Raw genomic sequence first — 13,979 nt, forward strand, 5'->3', positions numbered from 1 at the left:
CGATATGGCACCGTGGGGACACATGTATGTCAATCCTGGTCTAACAGAGCCATTCGTTTTGGCTTGGCTGCCAGGTTGTGGAAGCTGCGCTCACTGCGCACGGAGAAATTGTCCATACGGACTCCTTTCATCGATGTTGGCAGGGCCACCGTGCCTCTTGGCCGGTTGGCGTCGGGATCGTGGAGCCAACTCTCTACCCCGACTCTGGATAAAACGCGCCCGCTCCTTGCGGGCACGATGGAGTCTATCAGCGCGCGCGGACAGAAATCAAGCGCCGCCTGCGAAATGACGTGCAAGCGACGCTTGATTTCGCCGGCTGCTGCTAGGCTTAAATCCGAAAAAGTGTCGAAATATCCTGCATATAAGTACGGAAAAATGTCGAAATACACACTTTAAAGCTTCGAAAAAGTGTCGAAATGAGCACCTAATAACTACGGAAAAGTGTATCCTAGTGCTAAAACGGCACGTAATAAGGGGTGCGCTTATGCTGCAGAGAAAAGCGAAAGCACAGTTTGAATCTTGGCTTGCCTCGTCGCCCAACAAGGCTCTTTTGGTCAAGGGCGCCCGGCAGGTAGGAAAGTCATATTTGGTCAACGTCTTTGCAAGCGAATCGTTCGAAAACGTCGTGACGTTCGACCTTATCGCCGACGCGTCCGTGCGCGATTCGTTTTTGGCGTCGAAAAGTGCGGACGACCTGCTTATGCGCATGTCTATCGCTGCGACGCAGCCGATGGTTGCGAACAAGACCGCCGTGGTTATCGACGAGGTACAGCGATGCCCCAACGTGGTGACGTTTATCAAATACCTGGTCCAACGTGGCGACTTTCGATATATCCTTACCGGATCGCTCCTTGGCGTTGAGCTCGAGGGCATCGATTCCCTGCCGGTGGGGTATGTCGAGCAGGTCCAGATGTACCCGCTCGACTTTGAGGAGTTTTGCTGGGCAAATGGCGTTGGCGCCAGCGTGTTTGACATGCTCAGAGGCTGTCTAAAGGATGAGGGGGAGCTCCCTGGCTACCTGTATGACCGCTTGCTCGACCTGTTCCATCAGTATGTGGTGGTGGGAGGCATGCCCGACGCGGTCAATTCCTTCTTGGCGACGCGCAATGTCGACGAGGTTCGAAACATCCACCGCGATCTTCACGCCCTGTATCGCGATGACATTGCAAAGTACGCTCCGCCCGAGCTACGCTTGGTTATTCGCGATATCTATGATTTGATTCCCAGCGAGGCCGGCTCCAAAAACAAGCGATTCAAACTGTCATCGATTAACGGTGTCAAACGTTTTTCGCAGGTGACAGATCATTTTCTCTGGTTATCGGAGGCGGGTGTCGCGCTTCCCGTGTATAACGTAACGGCGCCCGTTGCACCCCTTTTATTGGGGGAGCAACGAAATCTGTTCAAGCTGTTTTACTTGGACACCGGAATGCTCATGTCGTCGTATTCCAAAAGGGTCGCCCAAGGCGTATTTGATGGGGAGACGGAAGACGCCTTTGGCATGAACATGGGGGCGGCGTTTGAGGGCTTCGTTGCCCAAGAGCTCAAAGCTCATGGGTTTAGATTGCGCTACTTTACGTCCAAAAAGGTCGGTGAGCTCGATTTTGTGGAAGAGACGTTCGATGGGGAAGTGTTTGCCATCGAGGTCAAATCGGGCAAGAGCTTTAAGTGCCACGCGGCGCTCGGTAACGCACTGACAACGAAGGGCTACGGAATCGATCGCGCCCTGGTACTTGCGGAATGCAATCTTCACCGCGATGGTGACGTGCTGTATCTGCCCATCTTTATGGCAGGGCTTTTGGAGCCGTAACGTGCCGTCGACTCTTCCGGCCCTCACTTAACCCTCGCTACTCGTCGTCTCCGTCGTTGGGGTCGCCCTTGAGGGTGTTGATGTCCAGATACTCGTTATCGTCCTCTTTTTGCTGGGTCTCCGACTCCGCTTGGGTGGGGCCGCGGAACAGCTGGAATCCCTCAAACGCAATGACGCCGAGTAGGGCAATGATAATGGCGATAAAGGCAACCTTGACTGCCTGCGGAAATTCCGAGAAACGCAGTGCCTTTTCCTCGGCGTAATAATCGGCGAAGAGCTCTTCGCCCGTGCTTTTGGTATACGCCGGTGCGGACGCGGCCTCCGGGTCATATTCCGGTGCAGGCGCGGCAGCGTACGGATCGTTGAGATAACCGCTCGATGCGGTGCCATAATCCTCGGTCTCGATGCGACCGGTGCCATCATAGCCATCGGAATAATCGGAATATGCCGCACCGCCCTCATAGTCCGCGGCGCTCGTGTTGGCGGCAAAAAGCGGGTTAACTGGAACGTCGAGCGCCAGCATGCCGGTAGAGGTCTCATCCAGATCGGCTGCAGCCCAGGAATCGTAGGCCACCTGATGGGTAGCGGGCTCATCGAGCCTTGTGACCTGAGGCTTGCGTGCCGCAGGAACAGGCAACTGCTGGGCGCTGAACATGACGGTGCTGTCGGCCGATTTGCCCTGCGTCGCTGCAGCGAGAAATGCCGCCGTCTCGGTCGGGTCGCTTGCGGGGCGGGGAGCGGGCGTGGGCGCCGAAGTGGGTGCGGGCGTAGGCGCGGGCGTCGAAACAGGCGACTGCGCAGGAGTCGGCGCAGATGCGGGCTTAGGCGCAAGTGCGGGATTGGGGCTTGACGGGCGAGCCCCGCCGCCCATGAGTTCGTCGGCGGTCCACGGGCGATCATCCATCACGTCGTCAAGGCTCAGCGAAAACAGGTTGTCTTCACCCTCATCGAACATGCGGTGCACATGTCCATCAATTGCCGGAATCAATCCGCGACCGGTGCATGATGCCTTGCTCAACGCCATTCTGTTCCACCCTTTCGAAATACCAATGACATCGATTATATGGAACTTCCCAAGCGGCTCGGTCTTGGATTCATGCTTTCCAGAACTCGCGCCCAAAAAGGGGAGGGGTGCAGGCGCGCTGACTATTTGTCGCCGGCCGCCGCCTTGGCCTCGTTGAGGTAGCTATAGAAGCTGTATTTGGAGATGCCAAAGAACTCGCAGGCGCGCTCGCTCGACTTTGAAATGAGGAAGGCGCCGCGACGGTCGAGGTAGCCAATGGCACGAATACGCTCGTCTTTGGTCATGAGCGCCGCGGGCTTGCCCACAAACTGCTCGCACTCGTGCAGCAGGTCCTCGAGCAGGTTGCCGATGTTTTTGGTAATGGGCTCGGGCTCGGTGTAGCCCGTGCCGCCGGTGCCGGTAAAGGCGTCGAGCGAACGCTCAAAAGCCTTCATAAGCGTAATGTCAAAGTTGATGCCCAAAATGCCGACGGGCTTGCCCTCGTCGTTGCGGATAAAGATCGTCGACGATTTGAGCAGCTTGCCGTCGGTGGTTTTGGTGAGGTATGGCCCGCGGTCGTGCACGTCGGTGGTGCCCTCGTGCATGGACTCAAACACGATATGGCTGGGGCCGTCACCCAGTTTGTGCCCGCTGACGTGGCCGTTTTCGATCACTACGATGGAGTGGTCCACGTCCTCGGTTTCCAGATCGTGGACGACGACTTCGCAGTTGGGGCCAAATTGGAGCGCCAGACCGTGTGCAAGGCGCTTGTAGAACTCAATCTGTGCGGGGGTCATGGGTGCCTTCCTAAAAATTAGTTTGGGCTCACTGTGCCATAAACCACACTTGTTCGCAAATAACGAAAGCGTCGCTGCGTTATAAGACCGCCGACATCTCAGGCGCCTCTTGCGAGCACGGCGAGGTCAACGCCGCCCGTTGGTTCCAGGCCTAAAGCCGGGTTGAGGTAAACCATGTAAAGGGGGCACTTTGCCAACCGGCGGGGTGCCCCCTTTTTGCATCGTGGGCGTGCGGGATAAGCGCTTTTAAGGCCAACGGCGGCGTCGCGCCCGTGCGTCTTGCCCTAAACGGTGAACCCGCCTCGCCGGTGCTGTTCCCTGCGAGTCTCTTTCCCGACCTTATGGGGCTTAAGGGCAAGGATGGCGGATCGTCGCTGCTTAGCGGTCGAACCGCTTTTGCTCTGCTCAAACCGTAGCACAGGGATGTGCCCCGGGAATGCTTGTTTATGTTCGCGGCGCCGGCGATATCGCCACGGGTGTCGCTGCCCGTTTGGTGCGCGTCGGCGTGTCGGTCGTTATGGCCGATATCGCGGTCCCCACGTGCATCCGTCGCACAATCAGTTTTTGCGAGGCCATTCGCTTGGGCGAGGTCCAGGTCGAGGGCATTCGCGCCCGCTTGGCGCAGACGTCGGCCGAGGCGCTTGAGATTACCGAGGCGGGGGATGTCACCGTGGTGGTGGACCCCCAGGCGCAGATGCTCGGCGAACTGAAGCCTGCGGCTGTGGTCGACGCGATTCTGGCCAAGCGCAACCTGGGTACCACGCGCGACATGGCGCCTGCCGTTATTGCCGTGGGACCGGGCTTTACCGCGCCGGTTGACTGCGACGCCGTGATCGAAACCATGCGCGGGCATTTCCTGGGCCGTGCCATTACCCAGGGCTCGCCCCAGCCCAACACGGGCGTGCCGGGCGTCATCGCCGGATATGGCAAAGAGCGCGTTATCCACAGCCCCGCCGCCGGCGTGTTTCGATCTGACCGCACCATCGGCGACATCGTGAGCGCCGGAGACGTGATTGGCTACGCGGGCGATACGCCCATGGTCACGCAGATTGACGGCTGCTTGCGCGGCCTTTTGGCCGACGGCGTGCAGGTGACTGAGGGCTTTAAATGCGCCGACGTCGACCCGCGCGGCGATGCCAGCTATATCAACTATATTTCGGACAAGGCGACGTCGGTCGGCGGCGGCAAAATCGAGCTCTTTGCGCTGGACGAGGCTCGCGAGCTGCTGGCCGGGGGTAAATCGCGTCTGGTCCGCTACACCATGGGCGGCGAGAACTCCGATACCGGCATGATCTACGGCGGAGCCATCTGCCTGTGCTATCTGCACCTGGACGCGACCCAGGCGCCGTTGTTCCAGTCGGTTGCCGACGTCTTGGCGTATCGACGTATCGGCGACTTCGTCATCGACTTTGAACCGTTTATCGCGAGCGTGCTCGAGGGCGATGTGGCCGAGTGCCATGGCGAGGAATCGCGCCACACCATTGTGGGCTGCCCCAGGCTTTCGCTGGTGGAGGAGGGGAGTAAGGTCACCTACACCAACGCGGCCTCCGAGATTCCCGCGGCGCACATCGAGACGCTCTGCCCCGAGGAGATCGCCATCTCCATCGCCGCCGAGATGATCCACCTACGCCGCACCAAGCTCGTCCCCCGCAAGCGCTAGTCGCATCCCAGGGGTAGCTAATTTGGGACGGGGCTTTTTTAGCTGCCTTGTCGCAGGGTAGCTAAAAAAGCCCCGTCCCAAATTAGCTACCCCTGGCACATGCGGGTCATATTTGTGCGGGGGAGTTGTGGAGTTGTGCAGGCAGACGAGGTTTTTCTGGTAATACGCTCCCGATGCGCGTATAGTACCGATTGTTTTGTCGGCTCCTGCTGCGTCGAGTCCAAACCGCGAAATGCCATGAGCGGCGCGGATGCAGCCAGGAGGCACGAGGACAACCCATCGTGGCCACGCCCCGTGCTTAAAACCCCAAGAAGGAGTGAACAATGGCAGAAGAGAAGTATGTGCCGCGTCTGAAGACCAAGTACAACAACGAGGTCAAGCAGCAGCTTCAGGACAAGTTCCAGTACGAGAACGTCATGATGATCCCCAAGTTTGAGAAGATCGTCGTGAACATGGGTGTCGGCGAGGCCGCTACCGATTCCAAGGCCATCGACGGTGCCGTGCGCGACCTGCGTGCCATCACCGGCCAGCAGCCGATGATTACCCGTGCCCGCAAGTCCATCGCTACCTTCCGCCTGCGCGCTGGTATGCCGATCGGCTGCAAGGTTACCCTGCGTGGCGACCGTATGTGGGAGTTCTTCGATCGTCTGACCTCCGTCGCGATCCCCCGTATCCGCGACTTCCGCGGCATCTCCGCCAAGAGCTTCGACGGCCGTGGTAACTTCTCCATGGGCGTCACCGAGCAGCTCATCTTCCCCGAGATCGACTTCGACTCCGTCGATCACCAGCGTGGTATGGACATCACTTTCGTGACCACCGCCAACACCGATGAGGAAGCCAAGGCCCTTCTGGACGCCTTCGGTTTCCCGTTCAAGAAATAGGTTCACCTGCCCTATAAGCGCCGTTCCCACAAGGGGGCGGCGCTTGGGGCGAACAATACTCTATGTGAGGAGGATATAAGTGGCTAAGACATCGATGATCGTCAAGTGCAATCGCAAGCAGAAGTTCTCTACTCGTGAGTACACGCGCTGCCAGCGCTGCGGCCGTCCGCACTCTGTGTACCGCAAGTTCGGCCTGTGCCGTGTCTGCTTCCGCGAGCTTGCACTCAAGGGCGAGCTTCCCGGCGTTAAGAAGGCCAGCTGGTAAGTCACTACCAGCGTTTCAAGCATCAGTTTGGAACAGGGAAAACGCGCTAAAAAGGCTTTGCCGTTAAGGGCGGCGAAGAACCAAGAGCACGTGTTCATCAAGAACGAAGGAGAATCTGTATGAACCTTACAGACCCGATCGCAGATATGCTTACGCGCATCCGTAACGCTAACTCTGTGAACAAGGCCACGGTCTCCATGCCGAGCAGCAAGAAGCTCGTCGAGATCGCTCGTGTTCTGCACGAGGAGGGCTACATCGAGGGCTACGATGTCGAGGACACCGTTCCCCAGAAGACTCTGCACATCACGCTTAAGTATGGTCCCAAGAAGGCTAAGGTCATCAACGGCATCCGCCGCATTTCCAAGCCGGGCCTGCGTAAGTACACCGGCGTTGCCGACATGCCCCGCGTCCGCGGTGGCCTTGGTACCGCCATTATTTCCACCAGCCATGGCGTCATGACCGACCGCGATGCTCGCAAGCACAACGTCGGCGGCGAGATCATCGCTTACGTCTGGTAATTCGCTCGGTAGGTAGAAGGAAAGGAGATCACCGTGTCTCGTATCGGTAATAAGCCTGTCCAGATTCCCGCCGGAGTCGAAGTGGCAGTCAACGGCAACAACGTTGTCGTCAAGGGCCCCAAGGGCCAGCTCGAGCTCGATGTCTTTGAGAAGCTCGCTATCAACGTCGAGGACAACGTCCTCACCGTTTCCCGTCCCGACGACGAGCGTGAGACCCGTGCCCGCCACGGCCTCACCCGCGCCCTCATCCACAACATGGTTGTTGGCGTTTCCGAGGGCTTCGAGAAGAAGCTCGAGCTCGCCGGCGTCGGTTACCGCGTGCAGCAGAAGGGCAAGAACCTCGAGTTCTCCCTGGGCTTCTCGCACCCCGTGATCGTCGAGGCTCCCGAGGGCATCACCTTCGAGGTTCCCGACAACACCCACGTGAACGTCAAGGGTATCAACAAGCAGCAGGTCGGTCAGATCGCCGCTGAGATCCGCGGCCATCGTCCTCCCGAGCCTTACAAGGGCAAGGGTATCCACTACGTTGGCGAGCACATCCGCCGCAAGCTGGGTAAGGCCGCCAAGTAGTCGTAACCGACTCACTCGCATAAGACCAGCACCCCGTCAGGTGCTGGCAAGATCAACCTTTTTAGGAGTTTACGTATGAACAAGCATAAGGCGAAGCTGGAAGGCCTCAAGCGTCGTCAGCGTCGTGTACGCGGCAAGGTCTCGGGTACCTCCGAGCGTCCGCGTCTTCGCGTGACCCGTACTAACGCCAACATCTATGCCCAGATCATCGACGACAGCAAGGGCTCCAGCCTGACGCTCGTCTCTGCCTCGACCCTCGAGGCCGAGTTCAAGGGCACCCACACCTCGAACAAGGAGGCTGCGGAGAAGGTCGGTCAGCTCGTTGGCAAGCGCGCCATCGAGGCCGGCATCACCAAGGTCGCCTTCGATCGCGGTGGCCGTATCTACCATGGCCGCGTCAAGGCCCTCGCCGACGGTGCTCGTGCCGCCGGTCTCGAGTTCTAGGAGGTATGTAGCACATGGCTCGTAATCAGAAGCAGCAGCGCGAGGCCTCCGAGTTCGAGGAGCGCGTCGTTTACATCAACCGCGTGTCGAAGACCGTCAAGGGCGGTCGTCGCATGAGCCTCGTCGCTCTCGTCGTCGTTGGCGACGGCAAGGGCAACGTTGGCGTTGGCATGGGCAAGTCCGCTGAGGTGCCCCTGGCCATCTCCAAGGCGTCTCTCGATGCCAAGAAGAACATGTTCCACGTGCCGGTGACCGAGCAGGGCACCATCCCGCACGAGGTTCTCGGCCACTTTGGTGCCGGCCGCATCATCATCAAGCCCGCTGTCGAGGGTACCGGCGTTATCGCCGGCGGCGCTGTGCGTCCCCTCTTCGAGCTTGCTGGCATCAAGAACGTCCTGTCCAAGTCCCTCGGTACCGACAACGGCCTCAACATCATCAAGGCTGCCGTCGAGGGCCTCAAGGAGCTCTCCAGCCCTGAGGACGTCGCGGCTCGCCGTGGCCTGACGGTCTCCGAGATGTTCGTCGGTAAGGAGAACTAAGCATGGCTGACACCATCAAGATCAAGCAGGTCCGCAGCACCAACGGTTGCAAGCAGGACCAGGTCCGTACTGTCCGTGCCCTCGGTCTCCACAGGATCCGCGAGGTTCGCGAGATTGCTGACAACGAGTCCGTCCGCGGCATGATCTTCAAGGTCAAGCACCTTGTCGAGATTGTAGAGGAGTAGCAAATGCAGCTTCACGATCTTACTCCCGCGCCCGGTTCCACCAAGAACCGCAAGCGCGTCGGCCGTGGCAATTCTTCGGGTCACGGCACCACTTCTGGCCGCGGTCAGAAGGGCCAGGGTTCCCGCTCTGGCGGCACCAAGGGTGCCGGCTTCGAGGGTGGCCAGACTCCGCTGGCTATGCGCCTGCCCAAGCTTCCGGGCTTCCGCAACCCCCGTCGTATCGAGTACACCGCTGTTAACGTTGAGCGTCTCGAGCGTAAGTTCGAGGACGGCGCTGTGATCGACGGTGCCGCTCTTAAGGCCGCTCGCATCACTAAGAGCGAGTTCGAGCCCGTCAAGGTGCTCGGCAATGGTGAGCTCACCAAGAAGTTCACGGTCAAGGTCGACAAGGTCAGCGCTTCTGCGCAGGCCAAGATCGAGGCCGCTGGCGGAAAGGTCGAGCTGCCGTGCTAAATGGTCTTAAGAATGCTTTCCGCATCAAAGAATTGCGTGAAAAGATTCTTTTTACCATAGCTATGCTCGTCGTGTACCGCATTGGTGCGCACGTTCCTGTGCCCGGCATTCCCTTCCAGGGGATGCTGGGCCTTTTCTCGACCGATAACAATTCGGTCGCCGCAGGTGCTATGGCCCTCCTGAATCTTTTCTCTGGCGGCGCGTTGAGCTATGTGTCGGTGTTCTCCCTGGGCATCATGCCTTACATCACCAGCTCGATCATCCTCCAGATGCTCCAGGCCGTTGTGCCTTCCCTGCATGAGCTTGCCCGCGAGGGCGAGGTCGGTCAGACCAAGATTACGCAGTATTCGCGTTACCTCACCCTGGCTCTGGCAATCCTCAACTCCGTGGGTTACCTCTTCCTCTTTAAGAGCTTCGGCATCAGCTTTACTGGCGCCGGCGCTCCCGAGATCATCTTCGACCTCATGATCGTCGGCACGCTCACCGCGGGCGCCATGCTGATCATGTGGATTGGTGAGCTCATCACCCAGCGCGGTATCGGCAATGGCATGTCGCTGATTATCTTTGCGAACATCATGGCCGGTCTGCCGCAGGCGATCTTCTCCAGCACCGAGGGCAATGCCGGTGGCATCATCACCATGGTGATCATCTGCGCCATCATCTTGCTGGTTATCCCGCTGATTGTTTTCCTTGAGCGCGGCCAGCGCCGCATTCCGGTCTCCTACGCTAAGCGCGTTGTGGGTCGTCGCATGATGGGTGGCCAGACCACCTACCTGCCCATCAAGGTCAACACCGCGGGCGTCGTGCCGATCATCTTCGCTTCGGCGCTGCTGTACTTCCCGGCTCAGATTGCCGTGTTCTTCCCCGGCATCGGCTGGATTCAGGCAGTTGCCTCTGCGCTTTCGACCGGTTGGCTCAACTGGGTGCTTAATGTTGTCCTCATCGTGTTCTTCGCATACTTCTACACCTCCATGGTGTTCAACCCCGATGACACGGCCGACAACCTTAAGAAGCAGGGCGGCTTTATTCCGGGCGTGCGTCCGGGTAGAGCTACCGCGGCCTACATCAAGAACGCGCTCAACAAGATCACGCTTCCCAGCGCTGTCTTTTTGGCGCTCATCGCCATCGTGCCTTCGATCATCTTCTCTTTCACGGGTAACCAGCTGATCCAGGCATTTGGCGGCACGTCCATCCTCATCATGGTCGGCGTCGTGCTCGACACGGTCGATAAGCTCGAAGGCCAGATCAAGATGTATGATTACGATGGATTCTTTAAATAGGCTAGAGGAGGATTGCTCATGAACCTCGTATTGCTCGGAGCTCCGGGTGCCGGTAAGGGCACCGTCGCACAGGAGCTCGTCGCCGAGTTTGGCGTCGCTCACATTTCCACGGGCGACCTGCTGCGTGCTGCCGTCAAGGGTGGCACCGAGCTTGGTATTCAGGCTAAGAAGTACATGGACGCTGGCGAGCTCGTTCCCGACCAGCTCGTGATCGATCTTGTCAAGGAGCGCCTTGCCGCCGATGACGCCCAGCAGGGCTTCATCCTCGACGGCTTCCCGCGCAACACCGCCCAGGCCGTGACGCTCGATTCCGAGCTCTCCACCATGGGTCGCGAGATCGACTGCGCCCTTCTGGTCGATGTGGCCCCCGAGGTCATCATCGATCGTCTGTCTTCGCGTCGTACCTGCCGCGCCTGCGGTTACACCGGCACGGCTTCCGATACCACCTGCCCCAAGTGCGGTGGCGAGATGTATCAGCGCGACGACGACAAGCCCGAGACCATCAAGAACCGTCTCGACGTCTACGAGAAGTCCACGAGCCCGCTCGTCGACTACTATCGTGGCCAGGGTCTGCTCAAGTCGGTCAACGGTGACCAGGCTCGCGAGACCGTGTACGGGGATGTCAAAGAAGCCCTCGGTCTATGATCAAGATTAAGTCTGCAACGCAAATCGAGCAGATGAAGAAGGCAGGAGCGCTATCTAAGATGGCGCTCCGCCACGTTGGAGCCATGGTGCGCCCCGGCGTTTCGACTTTTGAGCTCGATCAGCTCGCGGAGCAGATTATCCGCATGCATGGCGGCACCCCTGCCTTTAAGGGATACGGCGGGTTCCCGGGGACTATTTGCGCATCGATCAACGATGCTGTGGTCCACGGTATTCCCAACCCCGACATGATCCTGCGCGATGGCGATATCATCTCCATCGATACGGGAGCCGTTGTCGACGGTTGGGTTGGCGATAACGCTTGGACGTTTTTCGTCGGCACCCCTACGCCTGAGGCCAAGGCCCTGTGCGAGGTTACGCGCGATTGCCTTAAGGCTGCCATCGAGCAGGCTGTTCCCGGTAACCATATCGGGGACGTCGGTTATGCCGTTCAGTCCCTCGCTGAGTCTCACGGTTACGGCGTGCTTCGCGACTATGTGGGCCATGGCATTGGCCGTGTGATGCACGAGGACCCCAACGTTCCTAACTATGGAAAGAAGGGGAGGGGCGTGCGCCTCCAGACCGGCATGGTCATTGCCATTGAGCCGATGGTTACGATGGGTTCCAACCATGTGAGCTCGGGCTCCGACGGTTGGATTGTTACGACCAACGATCACCTGCCCGCCGCGCACTACGAGAACACCGTCGCCATTACCAATGACGGTCCGGTGATTCTCACCACGGACGCGCAAGGTGCTTGGTGCTCCCTGCAGGGCGGAGAAATGTAAAAGTCGCCGCCCCCTGATGCCCAACCTCGCCTTTCAATTTCGAAGGCATGACCCCAAGGTCTATTCCTTCTCATTTCAAGACGATCTTGGGCATCAGGGAACGGCTTTGTTTTACATTTCAAATGTAACAAGTTCCACGTAGTTGTGGAGCCATTACGAAGATATTACGATGCGTGCATACGTATTGTAGAATACTCAATCGCTGTCGTTTTCTAGAGAAAGATGATTGCTTGTGAAGAAGGAAGACGCAATTGAGCTCGAGGGTACGGTAAAGGAACCGCTGCCCAACGCCATGTTTAAGGTCGAGCTCGAGAACGGTCATTCGGTTCTGTGCAACATTTCTGGCAAGATCCGAATGAATTACATCCGTATTCTCCCCGGTGACAGGGTTGTCGTGGAGCTTTCCCCGTACGACCTGACCCGCGGCCGCATCACCTATCGCTACAAATAGCGGCACGCATACACGCACTCCATTTCCGACTGCAGGCTTAGCTCAACCTACGGTCGGATTGTGTGTGAAGACCAGCCATAGTTTTAAACGCCTGCGGCTGGGCGAGTAGATAGTAGGGAAGTAGTTTGAGCGCTACCGAAAGGAAGAACGATGAAGGTACGTCCTTCGGTCAAGAAGATGTGCGATAAGTGCAAAATCATTAGGCGCCATGGCAAGGTCCTCGTCATTTGCGAGAACCCCCGTCATAAGCAGCGTCAGGGTTAAGAGAGGAGACTACGTTGGCCCGTATTAATGGTGTCGACCTCCCGCGTGAGAAGCGCGTTGAGATCGGTTTGACCTACATTTACGGCATCGGCCGCACCACTGCGACGAAGATTTGCGTCGAGTGCAACGTTAACGTGGATACGCGCGTTAAGGACCTCACCGAAGATGAGGTTAACGCCATCCGTGATTATATCGACAAGAACCAGATCATGGTTGAGGGCGACCTCCGCCGTGAGCGCAACCAGAACGTCAAGCGCCTTATGGACATCGGCTGCAACCGCGGCCTTCGTCACCGCAAGGGCCTCCCGGTCCGCGGCCAGCGCACCCACACTAACGCTCGTACCCGCAAGGGCCCGAAGCGTCAGATCGGTGCTAAGAAGAAGAAATAAGGAGCGCTAGATAGATGGCTACTGCTAAGAAGAACGTTCGCGCTGCCCGTCTGAAGCGCGCGGACCGTAAGAACATTTCCGTGGGCCAGGCTCACATTCGTTCTACGTTCAACAACACGATCGTTTCGATCACCGATCCCCAGGGCAACGTCATTTCCTGGAAGTCGGCTGGCCAGGTGGGCTTCAAGGGCTCCCGTAAGTCCACGCCGTTCGCTGCCCAGATGGCTGCCGAGGCTGCTGCCAAGCAGGCCATGGAGCACGGTATGAAGAAGGTTTCCGTCTTCGTCAAGGGCCCCGGCTCCGGTCGTGAGACCGCCATCCGCTCCCTCCAGGCTGCTGGCCTCGAGGTCTCGAGCATCCAGGACAAGACCCCCATTCCGCACAACGGCTGCCGCCCCAAGAAGCGTCGCCGCGTGTAACTGAAAGGATCGTATCAATATGGCAATCGACAGGACTCCTGTTCTTAAGCGCTGCCGTCAGCTCGGGATCGATCCCGCTGAGCTCGGTTACAGCAGCAAGAAGGAATCTATCCGTCAGCCCAAGCGCCGTCGCAAGGAATCTGAGTACGGCATGCAGCTGCGCGAGAAGCAGAAGGTCAAGTTCATCTACGGCGTTCTGGAGAAGCAGTTCCACGGCTACTTCAACAAGGCCCGTAAGATGAACGGCGTCACCGGTGAGAACCTCATGATTATCCTTGAGTCTCGCCTCGACAACGTCGTCTTCCGTCTTGGCTTCGCCCGCACCCGCAAAGAGGCTCGTCAGTCCGTCCGTCACGGTCACTTCACCGTGAACGGCAAGCGCGTGGACATCCCGTCCTACCGCGTCAAGGCCGGCGACGTCGTCGCTGTCGGCGAGAAGTTCCGTGACCTCCTTCCCATCAAGGAGGCCCTGATTTCCTCCGAGCGCTTTGAGGTCCCTGGCTGGCTCGAGGTCGATATCGAGAAGCTGTCTGGTAACGTGCTCGCTCTGCCGACGCGTGAGCAGATCAGCGGTGATATCAACGAGCAGCTCATCGTCGAGCTCTACTCTAAGTAGTCCATCCG

At 58.6% G+C, this 13,979-nt stretch carries 20 protein-coding genes and 1 riboswitch; of the genes, 18 read left to right on the plus strand and 2 right to left on the minus strand.

Annotated features, from left to right (window positions below; all coding sequences use genetic code 11):
* Positions 1–124 precede the first annotated feature (124 nt).
* Positions 125–215, minus strand: a riboswitch (SAM riboswitch).
* Positions 216–484: 269 nt separating this feature from the next.
* Positions 485–1,807, plus strand: coding sequence for an ATP-binding protein (locus DW123_RS05310; protein ID WP_118273213.1), 1,323 nt, complete (start codon positions 485–487; stop codon positions 1,805–1,807).
* Between the two features lie 37 nt (positions 1,808–1,844).
* On the opposite strand, the gene DW123_RS09655 is transcribed toward DW123_RS05310, so the two are convergent.
* Together DW123_RS09655 and DW123_RS05320 are read right to left on the minus strand one after the other, a co-directional pair.
* Positions 1,845–2,831 (minus strand): hypothetical protein, encoded by a 987-nt coding sequence (locus tag DW123_RS09655; RefSeq protein ID WP_118297907.1) that lies wholly within the window; start codon positions 2,829–2,831, stop codon positions 1,845–1,847.
* Positions 2,832–2,953: 122 nt separating this feature from the next.
* Positions 2,954–3,607, minus strand: a complete 654-nt coding sequence (locus DW123_RS05320; protein ID WP_118273211.1) for a transcriptional regulator — start codon at positions 3,605–3,607, stop codon at positions 2,954–2,956.
* 436 nt (positions 3,608–4,043) lie between these two features.
* On the opposite strand from DW123_RS05320, the gene yqeB reads away from it, so the two are divergent.
* The 17 genes from yqeB to rpsD all read left to right on the plus strand — a co-directional run bounded on the left by yqeB (position 4,044) and on the right by rpsD (position 13,971).
* Positions 4,044–5,267: a selenium-dependent molybdenum cofactor biosynthesis protein YqeB gene (yqeB, locus tag DW123_RS09745; RefSeq protein WP_233540141.1), complete on the plus strand. Its 1,224-nt coding sequence runs from the start codon at positions 4,044–4,046 to the stop codon at positions 5,265–5,267.
* 323 nt (positions 5,268–5,590) lie between these two features.
* Positions 5,591–6,148, plus strand: a complete 558-nt coding sequence (gene rplE, locus DW123_RS05330) for a 50S ribosomal protein L5 (protein ID WP_006235260.1) — start codon at positions 5,591–5,593, stop codon at positions 6,146–6,148.
* 79 nt (positions 6,149–6,227) lie between these two features.
* Positions 6,228–6,413, plus strand: coding sequence for a type Z 30S ribosomal protein S14 (locus DW123_RS05335; protein WP_022094280.1), 186 nt, complete (start codon positions 6,228–6,230; stop codon positions 6,411–6,413).
* Between the two features lie 119 nt (positions 6,414–6,532).
* Positions 6,533–6,931, plus strand: a complete 399-nt coding sequence (gene rpsH / locus DW123_RS05340) for a 30S ribosomal protein S8 (RefSeq protein WP_006235262.1) — start codon at positions 6,533–6,535, stop codon at positions 6,929–6,931.
* A 33-nt stretch (positions 6,932–6,964) separates the two neighbouring features.
* Positions 6,965–7,501: a 50S ribosomal protein L6 gene (gene rplF / locus DW123_RS05345; RefSeq protein ID WP_006235263.1), complete on the plus strand. Its 537-nt coding sequence runs from the start codon at positions 6,965–6,967 to the stop codon at positions 7,499–7,501.
* A gap of 75 nt (positions 7,502–7,576) precedes the next feature.
* Positions 7,577–7,945, plus strand: a complete 369-nt coding sequence (gene rplR / locus DW123_RS05350; protein ID WP_006235264.1) for a 50S ribosomal protein L18 — start codon at positions 7,577–7,579, stop codon at positions 7,943–7,945.
* Between the two features lie 14 nt (positions 7,946–7,959).
* Positions 7,960–8,484: a 30S ribosomal protein S5 gene (rpsE, locus tag DW123_RS05355; RefSeq protein ID WP_055252236.1), complete on the plus strand. Its 525-nt coding sequence runs from the start codon at positions 7,960–7,962 to the stop codon at positions 8,482–8,484.
* 2 nt (positions 8,485–8,486) lie between these two features.
* Positions 8,487–8,669, plus strand: coding sequence for a 50S ribosomal protein L30 (rpmD, locus tag DW123_RS05360; protein WP_006235266.1), 183 nt, complete (start codon positions 8,487–8,489; stop codon positions 8,667–8,669).
* Positions 8,670–8,672: 3 nt separating this feature from the next.
* The gene (gene rplO / locus DW123_RS05365; protein ID WP_006235267.1) at positions 8,673–9,122 is read left to right on the plus strand and encodes a 50S ribosomal protein L15; all 450 of its coding nucleotides are present in this window, start codon (positions 8,673–8,675) and stop codon (positions 9,120–9,122) included.
* Positions 9,116–10,402 (plus strand): preprotein translocase subunit SecY, encoded by a 1,287-nt coding sequence (gene secY, locus DW123_RS05370; protein ID WP_117734357.1) that lies wholly within the window; start codon positions 9,116–9,118, stop codon positions 10,400–10,402. The genes rplO and secY overlap by 7 nt, the downstream gene beginning before the upstream one ends.
* A gap of 18 nt (positions 10,403–10,420) precedes the next feature.
* Complete coding sequence (locus tag DW123_RS05375; protein WP_118273210.1) at positions 10,421–11,047, plus strand: adenylate kinase; 627 nt, start codon at positions 10,421–10,423, stop codon at positions 11,045–11,047.
* A complete protein-coding gene (map, locus tag DW123_RS05380) occupies positions 11,044–11,832 on the plus strand; it encodes a type I methionyl aminopeptidase (RefSeq protein WP_117743545.1) in 789 nt (262 codons plus the stop codon). Before DW123_RS05375 ends, map begins: the two co-directional genes overlap by 4 nt.
* A gap of 232 nt (positions 11,833–12,064) precedes the next feature.
* The gene (infA, locus tag DW123_RS05385; protein ID WP_035137443.1) at positions 12,065–12,283 is read left to right on the plus strand and encodes a translation initiation factor IF-1; all 219 of its coding nucleotides are present in this window, start codon (positions 12,065–12,067) and stop codon (positions 12,281–12,283) included.
* Positions 12,284–12,433: 150 nt separating this feature from the next.
* A complete protein-coding gene (gene rpmJ, locus DW123_RS05390) occupies positions 12,434–12,547 on the plus strand; it encodes a 50S ribosomal protein L36 (protein WP_006363204.1) in 114 nt (37 codons plus the stop codon).
* 14 nt (positions 12,548–12,561) lie between these two features.
* Positions 12,562–12,936: a 30S ribosomal protein S13 gene (gene rpsM, locus DW123_RS05395; RefSeq protein ID WP_022094275.1), complete on the plus strand. Its 375-nt coding sequence runs from the start codon at positions 12,562–12,564 to the stop codon at positions 12,934–12,936.
* 14 nt (positions 12,937–12,950) lie between these two features.
* Complete coding sequence (rpsK, locus tag DW123_RS05400; protein WP_006235274.1) at positions 12,951–13,355, plus strand: 30S ribosomal protein S11; 405 nt, start codon at positions 12,951–12,953, stop codon at positions 13,353–13,355.
* A gap of 19 nt (positions 13,356–13,374) precedes the next feature.
* Positions 13,375–13,971: a 30S ribosomal protein S4 gene (gene rpsD, locus DW123_RS05405; RefSeq protein ID WP_006235275.1), complete on the plus strand. Its 597-nt coding sequence runs from the start codon at positions 13,375–13,377 to the stop codon at positions 13,969–13,971.
* Positions 13,972–13,979 lie beyond the last annotated feature (8 nt).

It is taken from the genome of Collinsella sp. AM10-26, from assembly GCF_003472525.1.
In the GTDB taxonomy this organism is placed as follows: Bacteria; Actinomycetota; Coriobacteriia; order Coriobacteriales; family Coriobacteriaceae; genus Collinsella.

Excerpts from the sequence above, each read along its gene's own strand:
- DW123_RS05310 (WP_118273213.1), top strand. The coding sequence starts at position 485 with ATGCTGCAGAGAAAAGCGAAAGCACAGTTTGAATCTTGGCTTGCCTCG.
- DW123_RS09655 (WP_118297907.1), bottom strand. The coding sequence starts at position 2,831 with ATGGCGTTGAGCAAGGCATCATGCACCGGTCGCGGATTGATTCCGGCA.
- DW123_RS05320 (WP_118273211.1), bottom strand. The coding sequence starts at position 3,607 with ATGACCCCCGCACAGATTGAGTTCTACAAGCGCCTTGCACACGGTCTG.
- yqeB (WP_233540141.1), top strand. The coding sequence starts at position 4,044 with ATGCTTGTTTATGTTCGCGGCGCCGGCGATATCGCCACGGGTGTCGCT.
- rplE (WP_006235260.1), top strand. The coding sequence starts at position 5,591 with ATGGCAGAAGAGAAGTATGTGCCGCGTCTGAAGACCAAGTACAACAAC.
- rpsH (WP_006235262.1), top strand. The coding sequence starts at position 6,533 with ATGAACCTTACAGACCCGATCGCAGATATGCTTACGCGCATCCGTAAC.
- rplR (WP_006235264.1), top strand. The coding sequence starts at position 7,577 with ATGAACAAGCATAAGGCGAAGCTGGAAGGCCTCAAGCGTCGTCAGCGT.
- rpsE (WP_055252236.1), top strand. The coding sequence starts at position 7,960 with ATGGCTCGTAATCAGAAGCAGCAGCGCGAGGCCTCCGAGTTCGAGGAG.
- rpmD (WP_006235266.1), top strand. The coding sequence starts at position 8,487 with ATGGCTGACACCATCAAGATCAAGCAGGTCCGCAGCACCAACGGTTGC.
- rplO (WP_006235267.1), top strand. The coding sequence starts at position 8,673 with ATGCAGCTTCACGATCTTACTCCCGCGCCCGGTTCCACCAAGAACCGC.
- DW123_RS05375 (WP_118273210.1), top strand. The coding sequence starts at position 10,421 with ATGAACCTCGTATTGCTCGGAGCTCCGGGTGCCGGTAAGGGCACCGTC.
- map (WP_117743545.1), top strand. The coding sequence starts at position 11,044 with ATGATCAAGATTAAGTCTGCAACGCAAATCGAGCAGATGAAGAAGGCA.
- rpmJ (WP_006363204.1), top strand. The coding sequence starts at position 12,434 with ATGAAGGTACGTCCTTCGGTCAAGAAGATGTGCGATAAGTGCAAAATC.
- rpsK (WP_006235274.1), top strand. The coding sequence starts at position 12,951 with ATGGCTACTGCTAAGAAGAACGTTCGCGCTGCCCGTCTGAAGCGCGCG.
- rpsD (WP_006235275.1), top strand. The coding sequence starts at position 13,375 with ATGGCAATCGACAGGACTCCTGTTCTTAAGCGCTGCCGTCAGCTCGGG.